Below are 18,539 nucleotides of genomic sequence, written 5' to 3' on the forward strand. Positions count from 1 at the left end.
GGAACGGTGAATGGCAGCTTTTGCTCCCACACGTGCTCTGGGCACCTCGGGCTATCAGCTTGCCATTCACCGCTCTCACTTCAGATTCTATTCCTTCTCCAAGACACAAGCGGGTTTACCCGCGAAAGTGCCATCAGCCCAACATCAGGGTTCAAACCCTTCGACAATGATCACTTCAGCCTTCGCCACCCCCTGGCGATGGCTGCACGCCTCCTGGTACAGCGCGGACCGGTAACACGCCACGGCCTGCTCGTACGAATCAAACTCGATCACCACGCTACGCTGCGGGGTTGGCCGCCCTTCCATCGCTTCACTGCGCCCGCCACGTGCCAGGAAGCGGCCGCCGAATGCCTTGAAGGCTGCCGGAGCGCGTTGGGTGTACTGCTGGTATTGCTCGGGGTTGGTTACGTCCACGTGGGCGATCCAATAGGCCTTCATGCGCTGCTCTCCTGAAACGACGATATTTGTGTATGATGGTATACCATAATAATCACCCCACCACAGTGAGCGTGCAACATGGCATTCAACACCATCGAGGAACTTCTAGAGGACTACCGGCAAGGCAAGATGGTCCTGCTGGTGGATGACGAGGACCGAGAGAACGAAGGCGACCTGCTGATCGCTGCCGAGCGTTGCGACGCCCAGGCCATCAACTTCATGGCCCGCGAAGCGCGTGGCCTGATCTGCCTGACCCTGACCGACGAACACTGCCAGCGCCTGGGCCTGGAGCAGATGGTACCGGCCAACGGCAGCGCTTTTAGCACGGCGTTCACCGTGTCGATCGAGGCGGCCACCGGCGTCACCACCGGCATTTCCGCCGCCGACCGGGCGCGCACCGTGGCAGCGGCCATGGCCCCCACCGCCCGCCCCGAAGACCTGGTACAACCCGGCCACATTTTCCCCCTGCGCGCACGCGAAGGCGGCGTGCTGACCCGCGCCGGCCACACCGAGGCCGGCTGCGACCTGGCGCGCCTGGCTGGCTTCAGCCCGGCGTCGGTCATTGTTGAAGTGCTGAATGACGACGGCACCATGGCCCGCCGCCCTGACCTTGAAGTGTTTGCCGCCCGGCATGGCATCAAGATCGGCACCATCGCCGACCTCATTCACTACCGCCTGAGCACCGAGCAGACCATCAAGCGCATCGGCGAGCGCGAGCTGCCGACCGTGCACGGCACCTTCCGCCTGGTCACCTATGAGGACCGCATTGAAGGCGGTGTGCACATGGCCATGGTCATGGGCGACATCCGTCGCGAGCAACCGACCCTGGTGCGGGTGCACGTGATCGACCCGCTGCGCGACCTGGTCGGTGCCGAATACGCAGGCCCGCCCAATTGGACGCTGTGGGCAGCGCTGCAGAAGGTGGCCGATGAAGGTGCTGGCGTGGTGGTGATCCTGGCCAACCATGAATCCTCCCAGGCGCTGCTGGAGCGTGTACCGCAGCTGACCCAGCCGGTAAGGCCTTATCAGCGTGGGCAGTCGAAGGTGTACTCCGAAGTGGGCACCGGGGCGCAGATTCTGCAGGACCTGGGCGTGGGCAAGCTGCGTCACCTGGGGCCACCGCTGAAGTACGCCGGCCTGGCGGGATATGAGCTGGAGGTGGTGCAGAGCATTGCGTTCGAGCCCGTAATGCCGGGCTGACCTCCGCCCTCCCTGCGACGCCGGCCTTGTGGGAGCGGCCTTGTGTCGCGAATGGGCCGCAGAGCGGCCCCTGCAATCTTTCGGTCAGCTCTGAAATCCTGGGGCCGCTTTGCGGCCCATTCGCGACACAAGGCCGCTCCCACAACGCCCCGGCAACCAAACCTGAGGGCAGGGTGATGGCCGGTCGCCTCATACCCCTTGCCAAAAGTTTGGAATACCATAATATGATATCCCGTAGACCTTAAATCTGCAGGCCGGCACCTACAATTAAAAACGGCCACCCAGACACTTTGTTTTAGCTGCTCCCCGAACACTGTTGGCGGGCGCACCACAAGCCCCGCCTCGAATAACAAAAGCAACGAGGGCGTAACCATGCTGTTGAGCAAACGTGTAACCGCAGTGCTGTCCGCCAGCCTGCTGACCCTGGCATGTCAAGCCGCCCAAGCCGCTGACAGCCTCAACTTCGTCAGCTGGGGCGGGACCACCCAGGACGCCCAGAAAGAAGCGTGGGCCGTACCCTTCACCAAAGCCACCGATATCAAGGTCGTGCAGGACGGCCCCACCGACTACGGCAAGCTCAAGGCCATGGTCGAAAGCGGCAACGTGCAATGGGACGTGGTGGATGTCGAAGCCGACTTTGCCCTGCGCGCCGCCAGCGAAGGCCTGCTCGAACCCCTCGACTTCAACCAGATCAAGCGCGACAAGATCGACCCGCGCTTCGTGTCCGACCACGGCGTCGGCTCGTTCTTCTTCTCCTTCGTACTGGGCTACAACGAAGGCAAGCTCGGTGCCAACAAGCCGGTGGACTGGACCGCACTGTTCGACACCAAGACCTACCCTGGCAAACGCGCCCTGTACAAATGGCCCAGCCCCGGCGTGCTTGAACTGGCCCTGCTGGCCGACGGCGTAGCGCCGGACAAGCTGTACCCGTTGGACCTGGACCGCGCCTTCAAGAAGCTCGACACCATCAAGAAAGACATCGTCTGGTGGGGCGGTGGGGCCCAGTCGCAGCAGCTGCTGGCTTCGGGTGAAGCTTCCCTCGGGCAGTTCTGGAACGGCCGTGTCTACGCCCTGCAGCAAGACGGCGCTCCCGTGGGCGTGAGCTGGAAGCAGAATCTGGTCATGGCCGATTTCCTGGTCATCCCCAAAGGTGCCAAGAACAAGGAGGCGGCCATGAAGTTCCTGGCCAACGCCAGCAGCGCCGAAGGCCAGGCCGAGTTCGCCAACAAGACCGCCTACGCCCCGGTGAACGTCGACAGCGTGGCCAAGCTGGACAAAGACCTTGCGCCAAACCTGCCCACTGCCTACGCCCAGGACCAGGTCACCCTCGACTTCGCCTACTGGGCTAAAAACGGTCAGGCCATCGCGGCCCGCTGGAATGAGTGGTTGGTCAAATGAAAGTCGCCATCAACGCCCTGCATAACGCGCAAGGTGCCCCCACGGGCACCGGCGCCCCTGGGACGGCCCCTCGCCGCACCAGCCTGAGCCAACGCTGGAAAGGCAGCCGCAACCTGCTGCCGGCCCTGCTGTTTCTTGGCTTGTTCTTCTTCGCACCGCTGGTCGGCCTGTTGCTGCGTGGCGTGCTGGAGCCAACGCCGGGGCTGGGCAACTACGAGCAGCTGTTTGCCAACTCAGCCTACGCACGGGTGCTGTTCAACACCTTCTCGGTAGCTGGCGTAGTCACCCTGATCAGCGTGCTGCTGGGCTTCCCGCTGGCTTGGGCGATCACCCTGGTGCCCAAGGGCTGGGGCCGCTGGCTGCTGAACATCGTGCTGCTGTCGATGTGGACCAGCCTGCTGGCGCGCACCTACTCGTGGCTGGTGTTGCTGCAAAGCTCGGGGGTGATCAACAAGGCGTTGATGGCCATGGGTATCATCGATACCCCGCTGGAAATGGTGCATAACCTCACGGGCGTGGTAATCGGCATGAGCTACATCATGATCCCGTTCATCGTGCTGCCGCTGCAGGCCACCATGCACGCCATCGACCCGATGGTGCTGCAGGCCGGTTCCATCTGCGGCGCCAGCCCGTGGACCAACTTCTGGAAGGTGTTCCTGCCGCTGTGCCGTTCGGGGCTGTTCTCCGGGGCGCTGATGGTGTTCGTGATGTCGCTGGGCTACTACGTTACCCCTGCGCTGCTGGGCGGGGCGCAGAACATGATGCTGCCCGAATTCATCATCCAGCAGGTGCAGTCGTTCCTCAACTGGGGCTTGGCCAGCGCCGCTGCGGCATTGCTGGTGGCGATCACCCTGGTGCTCTTCTACCTGTACCTGAAGCTGCAGCCGGAATCCCCGGTCGGCAACGCGAGGTAAACCGCCATGCTCCTGTCTCCCAATGCCATGGGCCGCCCGCTGCGTACGGGCCTGTACCTGACCACCGGGGTCATCGCGGCCTTCCTGCTGCTACCGGTGGTGTTCATCGTGTTGCTGTCGTTCGGCTCGTCCCAGTGGCTGGTATTTCCGCCCCCGGGCTGGACCTTCAAGTGGTACGGCCAGTTCTTCTCCAACCCGGAGTGGATGGACGCCGCGCTGGCCAGCCTCAAGGTGGCCGTGCTGACCACCGTCGCCGCCGTGCTGCTGGGCCTGCCCAGCGCATTCGCCCTGGTGCGTGGCCGCTTCCCGGGCCGCGAGCTGCTGTACGGGCTGTTCACCATGCCGATGATCGTGCCGCTGGTGATCATCGCCGTGGCGGTGTACGCACTGTTTCTCAAGCTCGGCTACACCGGCACGCTGTTCGCCTTCGTGGTCAGCCACGTGATCGTCGCCCTGCCCTTCACCATCATCTCGATCATCAACTCGCTGAAGCTGTTCGACCAGTCGATCGAAGATGCCGCGGTGATCTGCGGTGCCTCGCGCCTGCAGGCTATTTTCAAGGTCACCTTCCCGGCCATTCGCCCGGGGATGATCGCCGGTGGCCTGTTCGCCTTCCTGGTGTCGTGGGATGAGGTGGTGCTGAGCGTGATGATGGCCAGCCCCGACCTGCAGACCCTGCCGGTGAAAATGTGGACCACCCTGCGCCAGGACCTCAGCCCGGTCATCGCCGTGGCCTCGACCCTGCTGATCGGCCTGTCGCTGCTTGTCATGTTCATTGCCGCCGCCTTGCGCCGGCGCACCGAAACAAACGCCTGAGCGCGCGGAGAAAACAACAATGAGTGCAGTGATCAAAGACAACGCGCCAGGCAAGACCCTGGTCAGCCTGCGCGGCCTGAACAAGCACTACGGTGACTTCACCGCCGTGGACAACCTTGATCTGGAAATCCAGGACGGCGAGTTCCTGACCTTCCTCGGGTCCAGCGGCTCGGGCAAATCCACGACCCTGTCGATGCTGGCCGGCTTCGAAACACCCAGCAGTGGCGAGATCCTGGTGGATGGCCAGTCGCTGGTGAATGTACCGCCGCACAAACGTGACATCGGCATGGTGTTCCAGCGTTACTCGCTGTTCCCGCACCTCAACGTGCGCGACAACATCGCGTTCCCCCTGGCCATCCGCAAGCTCAGCACCAGCGAGACCCAAAAACAGGTCGACGCCATGCTCAAGCTGGTACAGCTGGAGCAGTTCGCCCACCGCAAGCCGTCGCAGATGTCCGGCGGGCAACAGCAGCGCGTGGCGATTGCCCGGGCACTGGTGTACGAGCCACGCATTCTGCTGATGGACGAACCGCTCGGCGCACTGGACAAGAAGCTGCGCGAAGACCTGCAGGACGAGCTGCGCCAGTTGCACCGTCGGCTGGGTATCACCATCGTCTACGTCACCCATGACCAAGAGGAAGCCATGCGCCTGTCCCAGCGCATCGCCATCTTCAGCCATGGCAAGATCGTCGGCCTGGGCACCGGTTACGACCTGTACCAAAACCCGCCGAATGCCTTTGTCGCCTCGTTCCTGGGCAACTCCAACTTCTTGCGCATCAAAGCCAGCAGCAACGGCGCAGGCAGCTTCGAAGGCCAGCCGGTGGCCATCCGCCTGACCCCGGGCCTGGCCGCTGCGCAGGATGCGCTGATCATGGTGCGCCCGGAAAAAGCCCTGGCCCTGACCGTCGAACAGGCCGCCCGCGAACCACTGCCGGCGGGCTGGAACGAGGTGAGTGCCAAGGTTGGCGAAGTGCTGTTCCTGGGTGAAAGCCAGACCTGCCATGTGGTGACTGCAGGGGGCACCGAGCTGACGGTGAAAGCACTGTCGGCTGCGGGCATGCCGATGCAGCCGGGTGACAGCGTGAAGGTGCGTTGGGCGGTAGCCGATGCGTGCATCTATACCGAGTGGGCCGAGAGTGACCTGAGCAAATCCGCCGGGGCGCATTGAGTTCATCACTCGCCGCACAGGGAGGGCAAGGCCCTCCCCGAGCGGCTGTCACATTATCATCACGCCACTGTCGTAATCTGCCGGCCATCTCTATGCCATAGGCCACCCGGCATGCCCCGCCTGTTTGTCTTGCTGCTCACTTTGCTACCGCTGGCCACCCTGGCCGAGCCTGTGCACCTGCGCGTTCAAGGCTCCAACACCATCGGCGCAGCGCTGCTCCCTGCCCTGGTAAAAGGGCAACTGCGCGCGCAGCAGGCCACAGTCGTCGAGCAGCAGCCGGGCAAGGTCGCCAACGAGTTGGTGATAACCGCGCGCGACGCACAGGGGCAAACCGTGCGCATCGACATCGCCGCTCATGGGTCCAGCACCGGCTTCGCCGCCCTCGGCCGTGGCGATGCCGACCTGGCAGCTGCCTCGCGGCCGATCAACGACAGTGAAGTGCGCCTACTACGGGCCCTTGGCGACCTGCGCACTGCCAGCGCCGAACAAGTGATCGGCCTGGACGGTGTCGCGGTCATCGTCCACCCCGACAACCCGCTACCACAATTGAACACGCAGCAGCTGGCGCAGATTTTCTCTGGGCAGATCCAACGCTGGGAGCAATTGGGCATTCCTGGCGGCGCTATTCACCTGTACGCCCGCGACGACCGCTCCGGCACCTTCGAGACGTTCAAGGCGCTGGTGCTGGAGCCCCATCACAACGAGCTGTCAGCCAAGGCTCTGCGTTACGAGTCCAGTGACGAACTGGCCGCGCAGGTGGCCACCGACCGCCAGGCCATCGGCTTCAGCAGCCTGGCTGCGGTGCACGGGGCCAAGGTGCTGGCGGTAGCCGAAGGCGACGCACCGGCCATGCTGCCGGAGCGCGCCCTGGTGGCCAGCGAAGATTACCCGCTGTCACGGCGCCTGTACTTCTACCTGCCGGCCAACCCCAAGCCACAGGCCAGAGCCCTGGCCGACTTTGCCCAGAGCCCGGCCGGCCAGGCCATCGTCGCCCAGCAGGGCTTTGTTTCGCAGCAGATCAAGGCCCAGCCAGTCGTGCCCCAGGCAGACATGCCGCCGCGCTACCGTACCTTGGCCCAGCAGGCGCAGCGGCTGAGTGTGAACTTCCGCTTTCAGGAAGGCAGCGCCAGCCTCGATAACAAGGCCCTGCGTGATGTGCAGCGGGTGGCCGAGTACCTGCGCCAGGCTGGCAAGCTGCAGAGCAAAGCGGTGCTGGTAGGGTTTGGCGACCCCAAGGAAACGCCTGGCCGCGCCGCCCTGCTCTCGCGCCTTCGGGCCCAGGCAGTGCGCCGCGAGCTGGCGCGCGATGGCGTGGAGTTGCTGGAGGTGACGGGCATGGGCGATGAACTGCCGGTGGCCGGCAATGAGCTGGAGCAAGGGCGACTGCGCAATCGGCGGGTTGAGGTGTGGGTGTACTGAATTGATGCAGGGGCCCTGGCAAAGAAATGTAACAGCTCCCCATTCGGTATCTCCTGCAATCGGGTCTAGGCTCAAAGTCATGTGATACCGGGCCCCTCTGACGGCTGCCAAGCCGCCATGTCGGATCACTGTTGCCATGCAACGTCGACATTCAAGGAGGGGCTCATGACAGCTCTGCAAGCATTCCTCACCACCCCCGTACTCGGTACCAGCACCTGGTTGTGGCTGGTGTTCATTGCCATCGTCATCGGTTTGCTGGTGCTCGACCTGGGCGTGCTGCACCGCCACGACCGGGAAATCGAAATGCGCGAAAGCCTGCTGCTGTACTCGGGCTACTTCAGCGTTGGCGTCTTGTTCGGCGTCGGGGTCTGGTACCAGCTAGGCGCGCAATCGGCGCTGGAGTTCTACACCGGTTTCCTGGTCGAGCAATCGCTGTCGATGGACAATGTCTTTGTCATGGCGATGATTTTCAGCTACTTCGCCATTCCCCGCCGTTACCAGCATCGCGTGCTGTTCTGGGGCATCCTGGGGGTGGTATTCCTGCGGGCGATCATGATTGGTGTAGGCGCCGCGCTGGTGCAGAACTTTGCCTGGGTGCTGTATCTCTTCGGTGCTTTCCTGTTGTTTACCGGGGTGAAGATGGCGCTTTCGAAAGAAGACAGCCACCCTGACCTGGCCAACAACCCGGTACTCAAGTTCGTGCGCCGGCACATGCGGGTCACCGACCAGATCCACGGCTCGCACTTCTTCGTGCGCCAGACCCCGCCCGGGCACAGCAAGGCGCTGCGCTACGCCACCCCGTTGTTTCTGGCGCTGGTGCTGATCGAACTGGCCGACCTGGTGTTTGCAGTCGACAGCGTGCCCGCGATTTTCGCCATCACCCAGGATCCATTCATTGTCTACACCTCGAACATCTTCGCCATTCTTGGGCTGCGATCGTTGTACTTCGCGCTGTCGGCGTTGATGCACCGGTTTGTATACCTCAAGTATGCGTTGGCGCTGGTGCTTATCTTTATTGGTTGCAAGATTTTCTATCACGGCATGGTGGGCAAGGTGCCGGCACTGCTGTCGTTGGGGGTGACGTTCGGGTTGTTGCTGGGTGGGGTGGTGGTTTCGTTGGTCAAGACGCGGGGGGAGAACCCGGCGATCGCGGATCATTCGCCTGAGCAGTCTTCAAATGCCGATTGTCCAGTCAGCCCAAAAGACGAAGACCCGCAGATGCGGATCTGATACGGCTACTTGATTTTAAATAATGCCCATACAACTACCATCCAGATGAATCCAGTCATGCTTAGCCACGCAGCAACCTTCAACTTACGCTTCAGCTTCTGCGGAAAGGCATTCAACTCGCCAGCATCCAGTTGCCCCATACGCAGCGCTAACCACGGAAATGCAACTAGTCCACTTACCGTACAAAGGGTCAGCCAGCGCCACTCAAATGATCCAGAACCCCATACACGCTTAATGCTTTCGAAGTAGGGATTGCTCGTGATGGCCGAGCAGGCGACGCCATAATCTTTCGTCAACGTCGCGACAACACTAAGAGCTAGCCCAGGTATACCGATAACAAAAGGACTTAGTAGAATTACCAATTTGGCAAGTGGTTGCCAGCCAGTAATATCAATCACTGGTCGCCTCGTAGATAACCTCGCCTACCGACTCACCGAGCTTGCCGCCCAGCACTCCCCCAGCCATACCGCTGGCACCCACCAGCACTATGCCGCACACTGGCCCGGCCAGACCTGCAGAGCCCATAGTAACCACGGCACATACTGTTCCGGATACGAGGACTGCTCCTGAGGAGCCAAGCATAGCTCCGGCGGTTCCAACAGCAAAACCTCCTGTCTCGGTCAGTCTGACCTTTTTACAAGCTGCGAAAAACGCTGGGCTGTTCAAGTGGCCATGGCGCATGAACTCTCGCTGGTGCAACTGCTCGATACTGGTCAATGTATGACTGACCTGTTTCAAACCTTGATCGAGCATGTCCTTGCCGACGCCCATGGTCAGATACTTCCTACACATTGCGGGAGTTTGCGCGATCACTGTGGGAGCGGGTTCACCCGCGAAGAGGCCGGTGCAGGCCGCTGACTCAGCGCCCGCTACGCAACAGCTCCACCGGCACATACTTGCCAATTTCATATTTGCCAATCGCCGCCCGGTGCACTTCATCCGGCCCGTCGGCCAGGCGCAGGGTGCGCTGCATGGCGTACATGTAAGCCAGCGGGAAATCGCCACTCACCCCTGCCCCACCGTGAATCTGAATCGCCCGGTCGATCACCTTCAACGCCACGTTCGGCGCCACCACCTTGATCTGCGCGATCTCGCTGCGGGCCACCTTGTTGCCCACGGTGTCCATCATGTATGCCGCTTTCAGCGTCAGCAGCCGGGCCATGTCGATTTCCATGCGTGAGTCGGCGATCTTGTCGACGTTGCCGCCCAGCCGTGCCAGTGGCCGACCAAATGCAGTACGTTCCACCGAACGTTTGCACATCAGCTCCAGCGCACGCTCGGCCATGCCGATCGAGCGCATGCAGTGGTGGATACGGCCAGGGCCAAGGCGCCCTTGGGCAATCTCAAAGCCGCGCCCCTCACCGAGCAGCACGTTTTCATAAGGCACCCGCACGTTCTCGAAAAGCACTTCGGCATGGCCATGAGGGGCATCGTCATAGCCGAACACCGGTAACGGGCGGACGATCTTCACGCCCGGCGCATCGGTGGGCACCAGCACCATCGAATGCTGCTGGTGGCGTGGCCCTTCAGGGTCGGACAGGCCCATGAAAATCATGACCTTGCAGCGCGGGTCGCAGGCGCCGGAGGTCCACCACTTGCGGCCATTGATGACCCATTCGTCACCGTCACGCACGGCAGTGGCTGCCATGTTGGTCGCGTCCGAGGAGGCCACGTCCGGCTCAGTCATGGCAAACGCCGAGCGGATCTCGCCGCGTAACAGCGGCTCCAGCCACTGGCGTTTCTGCGCTTCGCTGCCATAACGCACCAGCACTTCCATGTTGCCGGTGTCCGGCGCCGAGCAGTTGAACGGTTCTGGCCCGAGCAGCGAGCGGCCCATGATTTCCGCCAGTGGGGCGTATTCCAGGTTGCTCAGGCCGGCGCCGTATTCCGATTCGGGCAAGAACAGGTTCCACAGCCCTTCGGCGCGGGCCTTGGCCTTGAGTTCTTCCATGATTGCCGTGGGCTGCCAGCGGTCGCCCTCGGCAACCTGGCGCTCGAACACGGCTTCGGCGGGGTACACGTAGGCGTCCATGAACGCAGTAACGCGCTCGCGCAGTGCCTGGACCTTGGGCGAATAGGCGAAATCCATCGGGGCTACCTTCACGGTTCGGAGTACATGGGCAGAGCCTAGAGCAGCGCAGCCCCATCCACCTAGTCTATTTTCCGCGTGTATAAACATTCATAACCGATATATGATCGGCCAATAATTCCAACAAAGAGCGGCGCCCATGAACCTCAGCAAGGTCGACCTCAACCTGTTCATCGTGTTCGATGCGATCTACACCGAAGCCAACCTGACCCGCGCCGGGCAGATTGTCGGCATTACCCAGCCAGCGGTGTCCAATGCCCTTTCGCGGCTGCGCGAAACCTTCAACGACCCGCTGTTTGTGCGCACTGCACAAGGCATGGTGCCCACGCCGATGGCGCAGAACATCATCGGCCCGGTGCGCAACGCTTTGGCACTGCTGCGTACCTCGGTGCAGGAAAGCCGCATCTTCAACCCGCAGCAGGCCAACAAGACCTTCCGCATCAGCATGACCGACCTGACCGAAGCGGTCATCCTGCCGCCGCTGTTCCAGCGCCTGCGCCGTCTGGCGCCTGCGGTGCTGATCGAAAGCTTCCTGTGCAAGCGCCGCGAGACCACCAAGGAGCTCGCCGCCGGCCGCCTGGACTTCGCCATTGACGCGCCCCTGAACACCGACCCGCAGGTGCGCCACATCAAACTGATGCAAGACCGCTATGTGTGCGCCCTGCGCCAAGGCCACCCACTGGCTGACAGCAAGCTGACCCTCGACAGCTACCTGAGCATGACCCACATCCATATTTCCAGCCGCCGCAACGGCCTGGGTTACGTCGACCTGGCGCTGGGCAAGATGGGTGTACAACGCAAGGTCGCCCTGCGTTCGCAGCACTACCTGATGGCCTCGCAGGTGTTGCAGCAGACCGACATGGCGATGACCGTCCCCGAGCGCTTCGCCCGTCGCCATCAGTTGCGTTACCAGCCACTGCCAGTGGAGGTGCCGGCACTGGAAACGCACCTGTACTGGCATGAAAGCACCGACCAGGACCCGGCCAACCGCTGGATGCGCGAGCAGATCACCGAATTGTGCGAACGCGTGGTAGCCGAGGAAGAGAAGACCCCACAGCCTGCCTGAAGACGCCTGCGAGCGGCGGCGCCTCAGCTCTGCTCGACTGTAGAAAAATATTCTCCAAAAAGTTCGCAGGGGAGAAATTTTTATTACAGAGATTCAGAAAAAAATTGGCGGGAAGCGAAAACTATCTTCTTCATCGCGGGTACGCTTATCCCAACAATCGCCGATTTCACGGCGACAGATATGGACCCGCCCGAATGCCTAGCGCCCCTCTTTATTTCGATTACGCCGCCACCACCCCCGTCGACGACCGGGTCATCGAAACCATGCTTGCCTGCCTTGGCAGCGAGGCCAACTTCGGCAACCCGGCGTCCAGTGGCCATGCCTACGGCCAGGCCGCGCGACAGGCCGTGGAGCACGCTCGCCAGCAGGTGGCCGAGCGCGTCGGCGCGCAAGCCGACAACCTGGTCTGGACCTCGGGCGCGACCGAGTCCAACAACCTGGCACTCAAAGGCATTGCCCAAGGCATCGACCAGCCCGGGCACATGATCACCAGTCAGCTAGAGCACAAAGCCGTGCTCGACACCGCGGCCGAACTTGAACGCCAAGGCTGGGCCGTCACCCGCCTGGCGCCGGATGCTGCCGGCCTGATCCAGCCTGCAAGCGTGCAGGCAGCGTTGCGCGCCGATACCCGCCTGGTGTCGCTGATGGCGGTCAACAACGAGCTGGGCACGGTTACCGATTTTGCCGCCATCGGCCAACAGGTGCGTGACCACGGTGCCCTCCTGCACGTGGACGCCGCACAGGCCGTAGGCAAGCTGGCCATCGACCTGAAGGCGGTGGCCGTGGACATGATGTCATTTTCGGCGCACAAGGTTTACGGGCCAAAAGGGATCGGCGCGCTCTATGTCGGCCCACGCGCCCGTACGCTGATGCGCGCGCAGATGCACGGCGGCGGCCATGAGCAGGGCCTGCGTTCCGGCACCCTGGCAACCCATCAGATCGCGGGCATGGGCAGCGCCTTTGCCTTGGCCGGCGAACCAGGTGACAGCGAGCACCAGCGCCTTGAGCAACTGGCCACGCGCCTGCGCGAGGGCCTGCTGGCTTTACCCGGCGTCACCCTCAACGGCAGCGCCAGCCAACGCATCCCCCACACCCTGAACCTGTGCATCGACAGCAAGGGCTTCAACAGCGCGGCCCTGGCCAGCGAGCTGGCCTTGTCGACCACTTCGGCCTGCAACTCGGCGAGTAACGCCGCCTCCCATGTGCTGCTGGCACTGGGGCTGGACGAGCGTCAGGCGCGCAACAGTGTGCGCTTGAGCATCGGCCGATTCACGACCGAGGCGCAAGTGGACCAGGCGCTCGCAGTGTTTGGCCGGGTGCTGACGACGGCATCGGCTGCACTGTGGTGAACACACGCTAGAACAAGCGGCTGTCCGGGGTAAAATCCTCGACCTGGATTTTCGCACGCTGTGCCTGCGCGTGCCGTGGGTTGAACAGGTAGTTGATGGTGCTGGGCATGATCGCGCTCGGCACGGGCAGCAGTAAAGCCGAGCAGTCATCCAGAAAGCGATTGCCCAGCGCCCGGGTCAACTCAGGCTGAGCGGACCAGCCGGGCTGCAAGGCGGGCAACTGCGCCTGTGAAACCGTATCAGGCAATTCGATACGGATCAGGCGCATGGTGGTAGGAAAATCCTCTGGGTCGATCTCCAGGTGCACAAGCACCTCGAGCATCGCCCCGGAAGGGCTGGTGGCGGCATACACCACGGGCCGGCCCGCCTGGTGCCAGCGTCCGCTAACACGCAGCCCCCCAGTGCCGCTCAAATCTGCATAGGCGCTGATACGCCACAAAATCACAGGCCAAAACCCTCGGCAATCTGCAGCAGCATCTCTTCGACCTGAGTGGTGCCTTGCTGGGTTGTGAGCATCTGCATCGGCGTCAGCCCCGAAAAACGTTCCTTGGGCTTGGACAGCCAGCGCTTGGCCTTGTCCGCCTCGCCAAACACGGCTTCGGCCATGGCGGTGATGTGGGCCGAACGGAACAGCCGATCACTCTCTTCCACGGTCAACGGCTGGTCACGCTCGATACGGGTTTTCAGGGTGCGCAGGGGAATGATCTGGTCCCGCTCCACCGGCGTGAACACACCGCGCTCGGTCAGCTTCACCAGCCAGGTAGCGGCAAAACCGTGGGTGATCCGGGTGTGGATTTCGAAGTCACTGGCAAGTTCGGGTATTTCCAGCAACGCCTGCAGGCGCGCCCGGTACTCGTGGTAACCGTTGTCACGAAGCACTTCGGCAAGCATGGCATACTCCTGTTTCGGCGTTTGCCGACAAGTATGCGGTATTCACCGGATCATTGCCAGTTTGACTGGCCCCCTTGGTTGTGGGGGCACTGCGCCCCCGCTCCTTTCAGAAGGTACCCGGATAAGCCCCGCCATCGATCAGCAGGTTTTGCCCGGTGATATAGCCGGCATGCGCACTGCACAGGAACGCACAGTACGCGCCAAACTCCCCGGCATCGCCAAAGCGCGCCGCCGGGATGGCCTTGCGCCTGGCCTGGGCAGTGGCTTGCACATCGCCACCCGCCGCCTGCAACGTTTTTTGCAAGCGCGCGGTGTCGAACGCCCCAGGCAGCAGGTTGTTCAGTGTCACATTGCTGCCCGCCAGGCGCTGCTGCCGGGCCAGGCCGGCAATGAAACCGGTCAGGCCACTGCGGGCGCCGTTGGACAGACCAAGCATGTCGATCGGCGCCTTCACCGCGCCTGAGGTGATATTCACCACCCGCCCGAAGCCCCGCTCGGCCATCCCGTCGACAACTGCCTTGATCAGCTCGATGGGGGTGAGCATGTTGGCGTCCAGCGCCTTCAGCCAGTCGTCACGCCCCCAGTCACGGAAGTCCCCCGGTGGCGGGCCACCGGCGTTGTTGACCAGGATGTCGACCTGCGGGCAGGCCGCCAACAGCGCCTGGCGCACCTGGGCATCAGCAACATCGCCGGCCACGGTAAGCACCTCGATGCCCGGGCAGGCCGCACGCAACTCGCTGGCGGTCTGCACCAGGGTGGCTTGGGTGCGGGCATTGATGACCAGGTTCACGCCTTCTTTGCCAAGCGCCTCGGCGCAGCCTTTGCCCAAGCCTTGGCTGGCCGCGCAGACGATGGCCCAGCGGCCGGTAATGCCTAGATCCATTGTGTTGGTCCTTGATGCAGTAGGGTTTCAGGGGGGTAATCTAGAGCACAGGACAGGGCCGCCGATAATGAAAAGAGCTGATCCACCAATAACCGGCATTTATCCCCGCCAGCAACAGGCTGAAGGGCTGGCGCCAACAAGTTTCAATCGGCCGTCAATTCCTCTACCAGCAACCGCGCCGCTGGCGCTAGCGGCGTCGCCACACGGTGCACGATGCCGAACGGCTCGCTCAAGGCCCGTAGCTGCACCGCCAGCGACACCAGTAACCCGCGCTGCTCGGCAAAAGTCGCCACAGCACTGGGAATGACCGCCACCAGCGTCGGGTCATCTTCCAGCAGCATGAAAGTAGCGAAGGTTGAAAAGGTTTCCAGCGGATAACGGGGCACCTCCACCCCTGCCTCGCTCAACTCGCGCTCCAGCGCCTGGCGCATGGGCATGTTCGCCGGGTAGACCACCCAGCGGTAATGGCTCAAGTCGCTGATATGCAGTGACGCTGCCCCGGCAAGCGGGTGTTGCGGGTGCGCGACCACTACCAATGGCTCCTGGGCCAGTTCGACAAAGGCATAGTCTGTGGCGTTGCGGCCCAGCCCCGGCCGGCAGATCGCCAGGTCCAGGCGCCCCTCGTCCAGCTGGGCGAGCAGGTTGGCGCTGGTATTCTCGGCAATTTCCACTGCCAGCTGCGGCTGCTTGCGGCGCAAGCGCCCCAGGGCGCTGATTAGGGTCGGCATGGCCCCCATGATGCTGCCCACCGCCAGCCGCCCACCCTGGCCTTGGACGATGCCCAGCACCTCTTCGCGCAAGTGCCCCAGGTCGCTGTGGATCAGCCGCGCGTAGCGCACCACGCAACGGCCCACGTCGTTGGCTACCAGGCCGCTGGGCAGGCGCTGGAACAAGGGTACACCCAACACCTCCTCCACCTCGCGCAACGCCTTGGTGGCCCCGGGCTGGGAAATGCCCATGGCTTCGGCCGCCTTGTGCAGCGAACCACAGCGATCCAGCTCGATCAGCAGACGCAACTGGCGCAGGCGCAGGCGAGAAAAAATGGAATCCAGGGAAGGGATCATCAGGCAGGCTCGACATGGGTCTTGTAATGCCGAGCACTATAGAGGGTCGTCAACGGGGGAGTATTGAGTTTCAAGCAAATGACCCTTGATCGCAGAACACGCATACCAGCCCGTTATGCTGCGCTGTCGCCCGTGGAACAAGGCTTCGGCAAACGCCGCTTTATCCTGTGGGAGCGGGCGCGCCCGCGAAGAGTGCGACGCGCTGCATGGCACCGGCTGCGCCGGTGTTCGCGGGCTTGCCCGCTCCCACAGGGGCCCCGCCCAATCAGGTATTTATGTTCGAGTAACGCGCTTACCGCGGTCTACGCCGTGCCAGGCAGGCGTAACCCAGGCCCAGCACACTGATCGCCAGTACGCTCAGCAACACCATCAACTCGCGGCTGTAGCGCGCCACCATGGCCGGAAAACCGATGACTTCGTGGTACACCTGCACATTGGCCACGCCGTCGGCGTGGCTGATGCTCACCCCGCCTTGGCGGATCTGCAAATAGTCTGCATCGAAATAGACCCAGACCTTGCACGTGCCACCCGGCTCGATGGCCGGGATGTCCACCTGCGCGGTGGCGGTTTCCAGCAGGGTGTCGTTGCCGGCAGCATCACGCACCTGCACCAGGCCCTTGGCTGGCAGACGGACCTTGACCTCCCGTACTGGCGCATCACCCCTGTTGCGTAGTTCGATGAGCAAACCAGTACGGTGATCGACCAGCCCGGCCTCGAAAGGCTTGGCGAACAGCTGGGCATAGGGTGCCTGGGCCATTTCTATCAACCGCTCGACCTGATCGTGGCTTAGCTCGCCTTGGCCAATGCTGTTGATGCGCCCCTGCAACTGCTCATACTTGAGTTGCTCGCTGGCTTTGCTTATGCGCTCGCTGAACTGGGTGGGATAGGTGAGGTAGGCATAAGTCAGTGACGCCTCCAGACGCGGGTTGCCCCTGAGCAACACGTAGGCGGCCAAAAGGACCATCAGGCCCGCAAGCACGGCTACGAGGAATTTCCCCACCTTGTCCCAGCTCAATGCGAACTTCCTTTTGTGGTGATACAGACGATTCAAACCGCCCAAGGGTGCCAAGTTAAGGCCCCCCAGGCAAGCTTGACTAGCGTTCGCGTTCACCTTCCCGCGCCTGACGCATCTGCAGCAGCTGGCCATCGATCAGTGCTTTGGCCATGCCCGCCAGGTAAACCGTGGCCTGCATCATCACCTTGCGGTCGCCAGGCCTGTCGATGGCCTTGCGAGTGATTTCAGTCATGCAGCCCATGATGCTAGATGCCTCCATCAGTGCGGTCCTCATCGGCAGCTGCGGTTTCATCTGCACCAGTTCGGCATCGGCGTTGCCAAACCGGCTCGCTGCACGCACAACATTGAGCTTGCTGCTTTTCGGGTTGTCGTTGTCCATGTCCATTCCTCGGGCGGTTGCGGGCATGCCCAGACTAGGACGCTGCTTTGCCCCCCACAATGACCAGCAGGGTGGTAACAATCACTTTCGGAAATGGACTACAAGCACTCCATGAAGTGTGCCCTCCGCCACCGATCAGCCCTTGACCGCCACCTGGCAGTGTCGGACGATCAACCTCCCCCACCCCAGGACGAACACCATGCTACGGATACTCGGCAGAGCCTCCTCCATTAATGTGCGAAAAGTGCTGTGGGCCTGCGCTGAATTCGAGGTTGCATTCGAGCGCGAAGACTGGGGCTCTGGCTTCAAGGCCACTGACAGCGCCGAGTTCCTGGCGTTGAACCCCAATGCCATGATCCCGGTGATCCAGGATGGCGACTTCACCTTGTGGGAATCCAACAGCATCATCCGCTACCTGGCCAACCGCTATGGTGCCACCGCGTTCTACCCCGACGATGCCCAGGCGCGGGCCAGGATCGACCAGTGGATCGACTGGCAGGCCTCAGACCTGAACCGCTCGTGGAGCTACGCATTCATGTCACTGGTCAGGCACTCCCCCGCGCACCAGGACCCGCAAGCACTTGCCGCCGGTTGCGCGGACTGGTCTCGCTACATGCACATCCTCGACCACCAACTGGCCAGCACCGGTGCGTATGTGGCCGGCAGCCAGTTCACCCTGGCCGATATCCCTATCGGCCTGTCGGTCAACCGCTGGTTCGAAACGCCGTTCGAACACCCGCAACTGCCAGCGGTGCGCGATTATTACGAACGCCTCAGCGAACGCCCGGCCTATCACCTGCACGGCCGTAACGGTACACCGTAAACGTACAACACGGGTTTCACTGCCGGGCATTGGGTAATACTGCGAGTCATTACCACTAGTCCTTTACCCCCGGGTGACCTGGCCGGCAAATACAGCGCCGGGCTGCGTGGCAGCTTCAGCCAGCAAGCCCTGCAGCAGTTACTGGTCCTGCGGCCTGCGAGCCATGCCGCAGGACGGCGGTTACCGCCTGATCCCGGCCAACCGCTGCCATTGGGTGCTGTGGCACTGGACCCGACCAACGTGACCGGCACTGCCAGCCTCGGCGAGCAGACCGAAAACGGCATCACCGTGGTGGCGGCAACGGCACTGCTGGATTCTGGGGCTGCTTTGCAGCCCATCGCGACACAAGGCCGCGCCTACAAGAGATCCCATTTTCCCTGTAGGCGCGGCCTTGTGT

At 62.6% G+C, this 18,539-nt stretch carries 20 protein-coding genes; 10 read left to right on the forward strand and 10 right to left on the reverse strand.

What is annotated here, in order from left to right; genetic code table 11:
* Positions 1 to 144: 144 nt before the first annotated feature.
* Complete coding sequence (locus tag AC07XM_RS09650; RefSeq protein ID WP_016487670.1) at positions 145 to 438, reverse strand: DUF1330 domain-containing protein; 294 nt, start codon at positions 436 to 438, stop codon at positions 145 to 147.
* A gap of 78 nt (positions 439 to 516) precedes the next feature.
* On the opposite strand from AC07XM_RS09650, the gene ribBA reads away from it, so the two are divergent.
* From ribBA to AC07XM_RS09685, 7 genes are all read left to right on the forward strand, one after another.
* Complete coding sequence (gene ribBA / locus AC07XM_RS09655) at positions 517 to 1,638, forward strand: bifunctional 3,4-dihydroxy-2-butanone-4-phosphate synthase/GTP cyclohydrolase II (protein WP_102689044.1); 1,122 nt, start codon at positions 517 to 519, stop codon at positions 1,636 to 1,638.
* Positions 1,639 to 2,010: 372 nt separating this feature from the next.
* Entirely contained in the window at positions 2,011 to 3,036 is a 1,026-nt protein-coding gene (locus tag AC07XM_RS09660) for an ABC transporter substrate-binding protein (protein WP_016487672.1), read from the forward strand.
* Positions 3,033 to 3,950, forward strand: a complete 918-nt coding sequence (locus tag AC07XM_RS09665; RefSeq protein WP_016487673.1) for an ABC transporter permease — start codon at positions 3,033 to 3,035, stop codon at positions 3,948 to 3,950. Before AC07XM_RS09660 ends, AC07XM_RS09665 begins: the two co-directional genes overlap by 4 nt.
* A gap of 6 nt (positions 3,951 to 3,956) precedes the next feature.
* Positions 3,957 to 4,766, forward strand: coding sequence for an ABC transporter permease (locus AC07XM_RS09670; RefSeq protein ID WP_016499074.1), 810 nt, complete (start codon positions 3,957 to 3,959; stop codon positions 4,764 to 4,766).
* A gap of 19 nt (positions 4,767 to 4,785) precedes the next feature.
* Positions 4,786 to 5,934, forward strand: a complete 1,149-nt coding sequence (locus tag AC07XM_RS09675) for an ABC transporter ATP-binding protein (protein ID WP_023047360.1) — start codon at positions 4,786 to 4,788, stop codon at positions 5,932 to 5,934.
* A gap of 111 nt (positions 5,935 to 6,045) precedes the next feature.
* A complete protein-coding gene (locus AC07XM_RS09680; protein WP_060517285.1) occupies positions 6,046 to 7,353 on the forward strand; it encodes a substrate-binding domain-containing protein in 1,308 nt (435 codons plus the stop codon).
* A gap of 165 nt (positions 7,354 to 7,518) precedes the next feature.
* Complete coding sequence (locus AC07XM_RS09685; RefSeq protein WP_102690330.1) at positions 7,519 to 8,583, forward strand: TerC family protein; 1,065 nt, start codon at positions 7,519 to 7,521, stop codon at positions 8,581 to 8,583.
* 5 nt (positions 8,584 to 8,588) lie between these two features.
* Here AC07XM_RS09685 and AC07XM_RS09690 read toward each other — a convergent pair whose 3' ends face one another.
* The 3 genes from AC07XM_RS09690 to AC07XM_RS09700 form a co-directional block, all read right to left on the reverse strand.
* Positions 8,589 to 8,981, reverse strand: coding sequence for a hypothetical protein (locus AC07XM_RS09690; RefSeq protein ID WP_031311787.1), 393 nt, complete (start codon positions 8,979 to 8,981; stop codon positions 8,589 to 8,591).
* On the reverse strand, positions 8,974 to 9,354 hold the full coding sequence (locus AC07XM_RS09695) for a hypothetical protein (RefSeq protein WP_023047359.1): 381 nt from the start codon (positions 9,352 to 9,354) through the stop codon (positions 8,974 to 8,976). The genes AC07XM_RS09690 and AC07XM_RS09695 overlap by 8 nt, the downstream gene beginning before the upstream one ends.
* Before the next feature lie 88 nt (positions 9,355 to 9,442).
* On the reverse strand, positions 9,443 to 10,672 hold the full coding sequence (locus AC07XM_RS09700) for an acyl-CoA dehydrogenase (RefSeq protein WP_016487680.1): 1,230 nt from the start codon (positions 10,670 to 10,672) through the stop codon (positions 9,443 to 9,445).
* A 139-nt stretch (positions 10,673 to 10,811) separates the two neighbouring features.
* On the opposite strand from AC07XM_RS09700, the gene AC07XM_RS09705 reads away from it, so the two are divergent.
* On the forward strand, positions 10,812 to 11,738 hold the full coding sequence (locus AC07XM_RS09705) for a LysR family transcriptional regulator (protein ID WP_016487681.1): 927 nt from the start codon (positions 10,812 to 10,814) through the stop codon (positions 11,736 to 11,738).
* A 194-nt stretch (positions 11,739 to 11,932) separates the two neighbouring features.
* A complete protein-coding gene (locus tag AC07XM_RS09710) occupies positions 11,933 to 13,087 on the forward strand; it encodes a cysteine desulfurase family protein (protein WP_102690263.1) in 1,155 nt (384 codons plus the stop codon).
* Between the two features lie 7 nt (positions 13,088 to 13,094).
* Here AC07XM_RS09710 and AC07XM_RS09715 read toward each other — a convergent pair whose 3' ends face one another.
* The 6 genes from AC07XM_RS09715 to AC07XM_RS09740 all read right to left on the reverse strand — a co-directional run bounded on the left by AC07XM_RS09715 (position 13,095) and on the right by AC07XM_RS09740 (position 17,319).
* A complete protein-coding gene (locus AC07XM_RS09715) occupies positions 13,095 to 13,532 on the reverse strand; it encodes an RES family NAD+ phosphorylase (RefSeq protein ID WP_016487683.1) in 438 nt (145 codons plus the stop codon).
* On the reverse strand, positions 13,529 to 13,978 hold the full coding sequence (locus tag AC07XM_RS09720; RefSeq protein WP_016487684.1) for an Xre family toxin-antitoxin system antitoxin: 450 nt from the start codon (positions 13,976 to 13,978) through the stop codon (positions 13,529 to 13,531). Before AC07XM_RS09720 ends, AC07XM_RS09715 begins: the two co-directional genes overlap by 4 nt.
* Before the next feature lie 106 nt (positions 13,979 to 14,084).
* Positions 14,085 to 14,861, reverse strand: a complete 777-nt coding sequence (locus AC07XM_RS09725; RefSeq protein ID WP_095115508.1) for an SDR family oxidoreductase — start codon at positions 14,859 to 14,861, stop codon at positions 14,085 to 14,087.
* Positions 14,862 to 15,004: 143 nt separating this feature from the next.
* Positions 15,005 to 15,925 carry a LysR family transcriptional regulator gene (locus tag AC07XM_RS09730; protein ID WP_102690262.1) on the reverse strand — a complete coding sequence of 307 codons (921 nt, stop codon included), beginning with the start codon at positions 15,923 to 15,925 and terminating at the stop codon, positions 15,005 to 15,007.
* A 292-nt stretch (positions 15,926 to 16,217) separates the two neighbouring features.
* Positions 16,218 to 16,940: a hypothetical protein gene (locus AC07XM_RS09735; protein ID WP_023047356.1), complete on the reverse strand. Its 723-nt coding sequence runs from the start codon at positions 16,938 to 16,940 to the stop codon at positions 16,218 to 16,220.
* A gap of 79 nt (positions 16,941 to 17,019) precedes the next feature.
* Positions 17,020 to 17,319: a DUF3077 domain-containing protein gene (locus AC07XM_RS09740; protein ID WP_016487688.1), complete on the reverse strand. Its 300-nt coding sequence runs from the start codon at positions 17,317 to 17,319 to the stop codon at positions 17,020 to 17,022.
* A 199-nt stretch (positions 17,320 to 17,518) separates the two neighbouring features.
* Between AC07XM_RS09740 and AC07XM_RS09745 the strand changes: the two genes are divergently transcribed.
* The gene (locus tag AC07XM_RS09745) at positions 17,519 to 18,142 is read left to right on the forward strand and encodes a glutathione S-transferase family protein (RefSeq protein ID WP_023047355.1); all 624 of its coding nucleotides are present in this window, start codon (positions 17,519 to 17,521) and stop codon (positions 18,140 to 18,142) included.
* Positions 18,143 to 18,539: the final 397 nt, after the last annotated feature.

Source organism: Pseudomonas sp. GW460-LB5 (assembly GCF_059423245.1).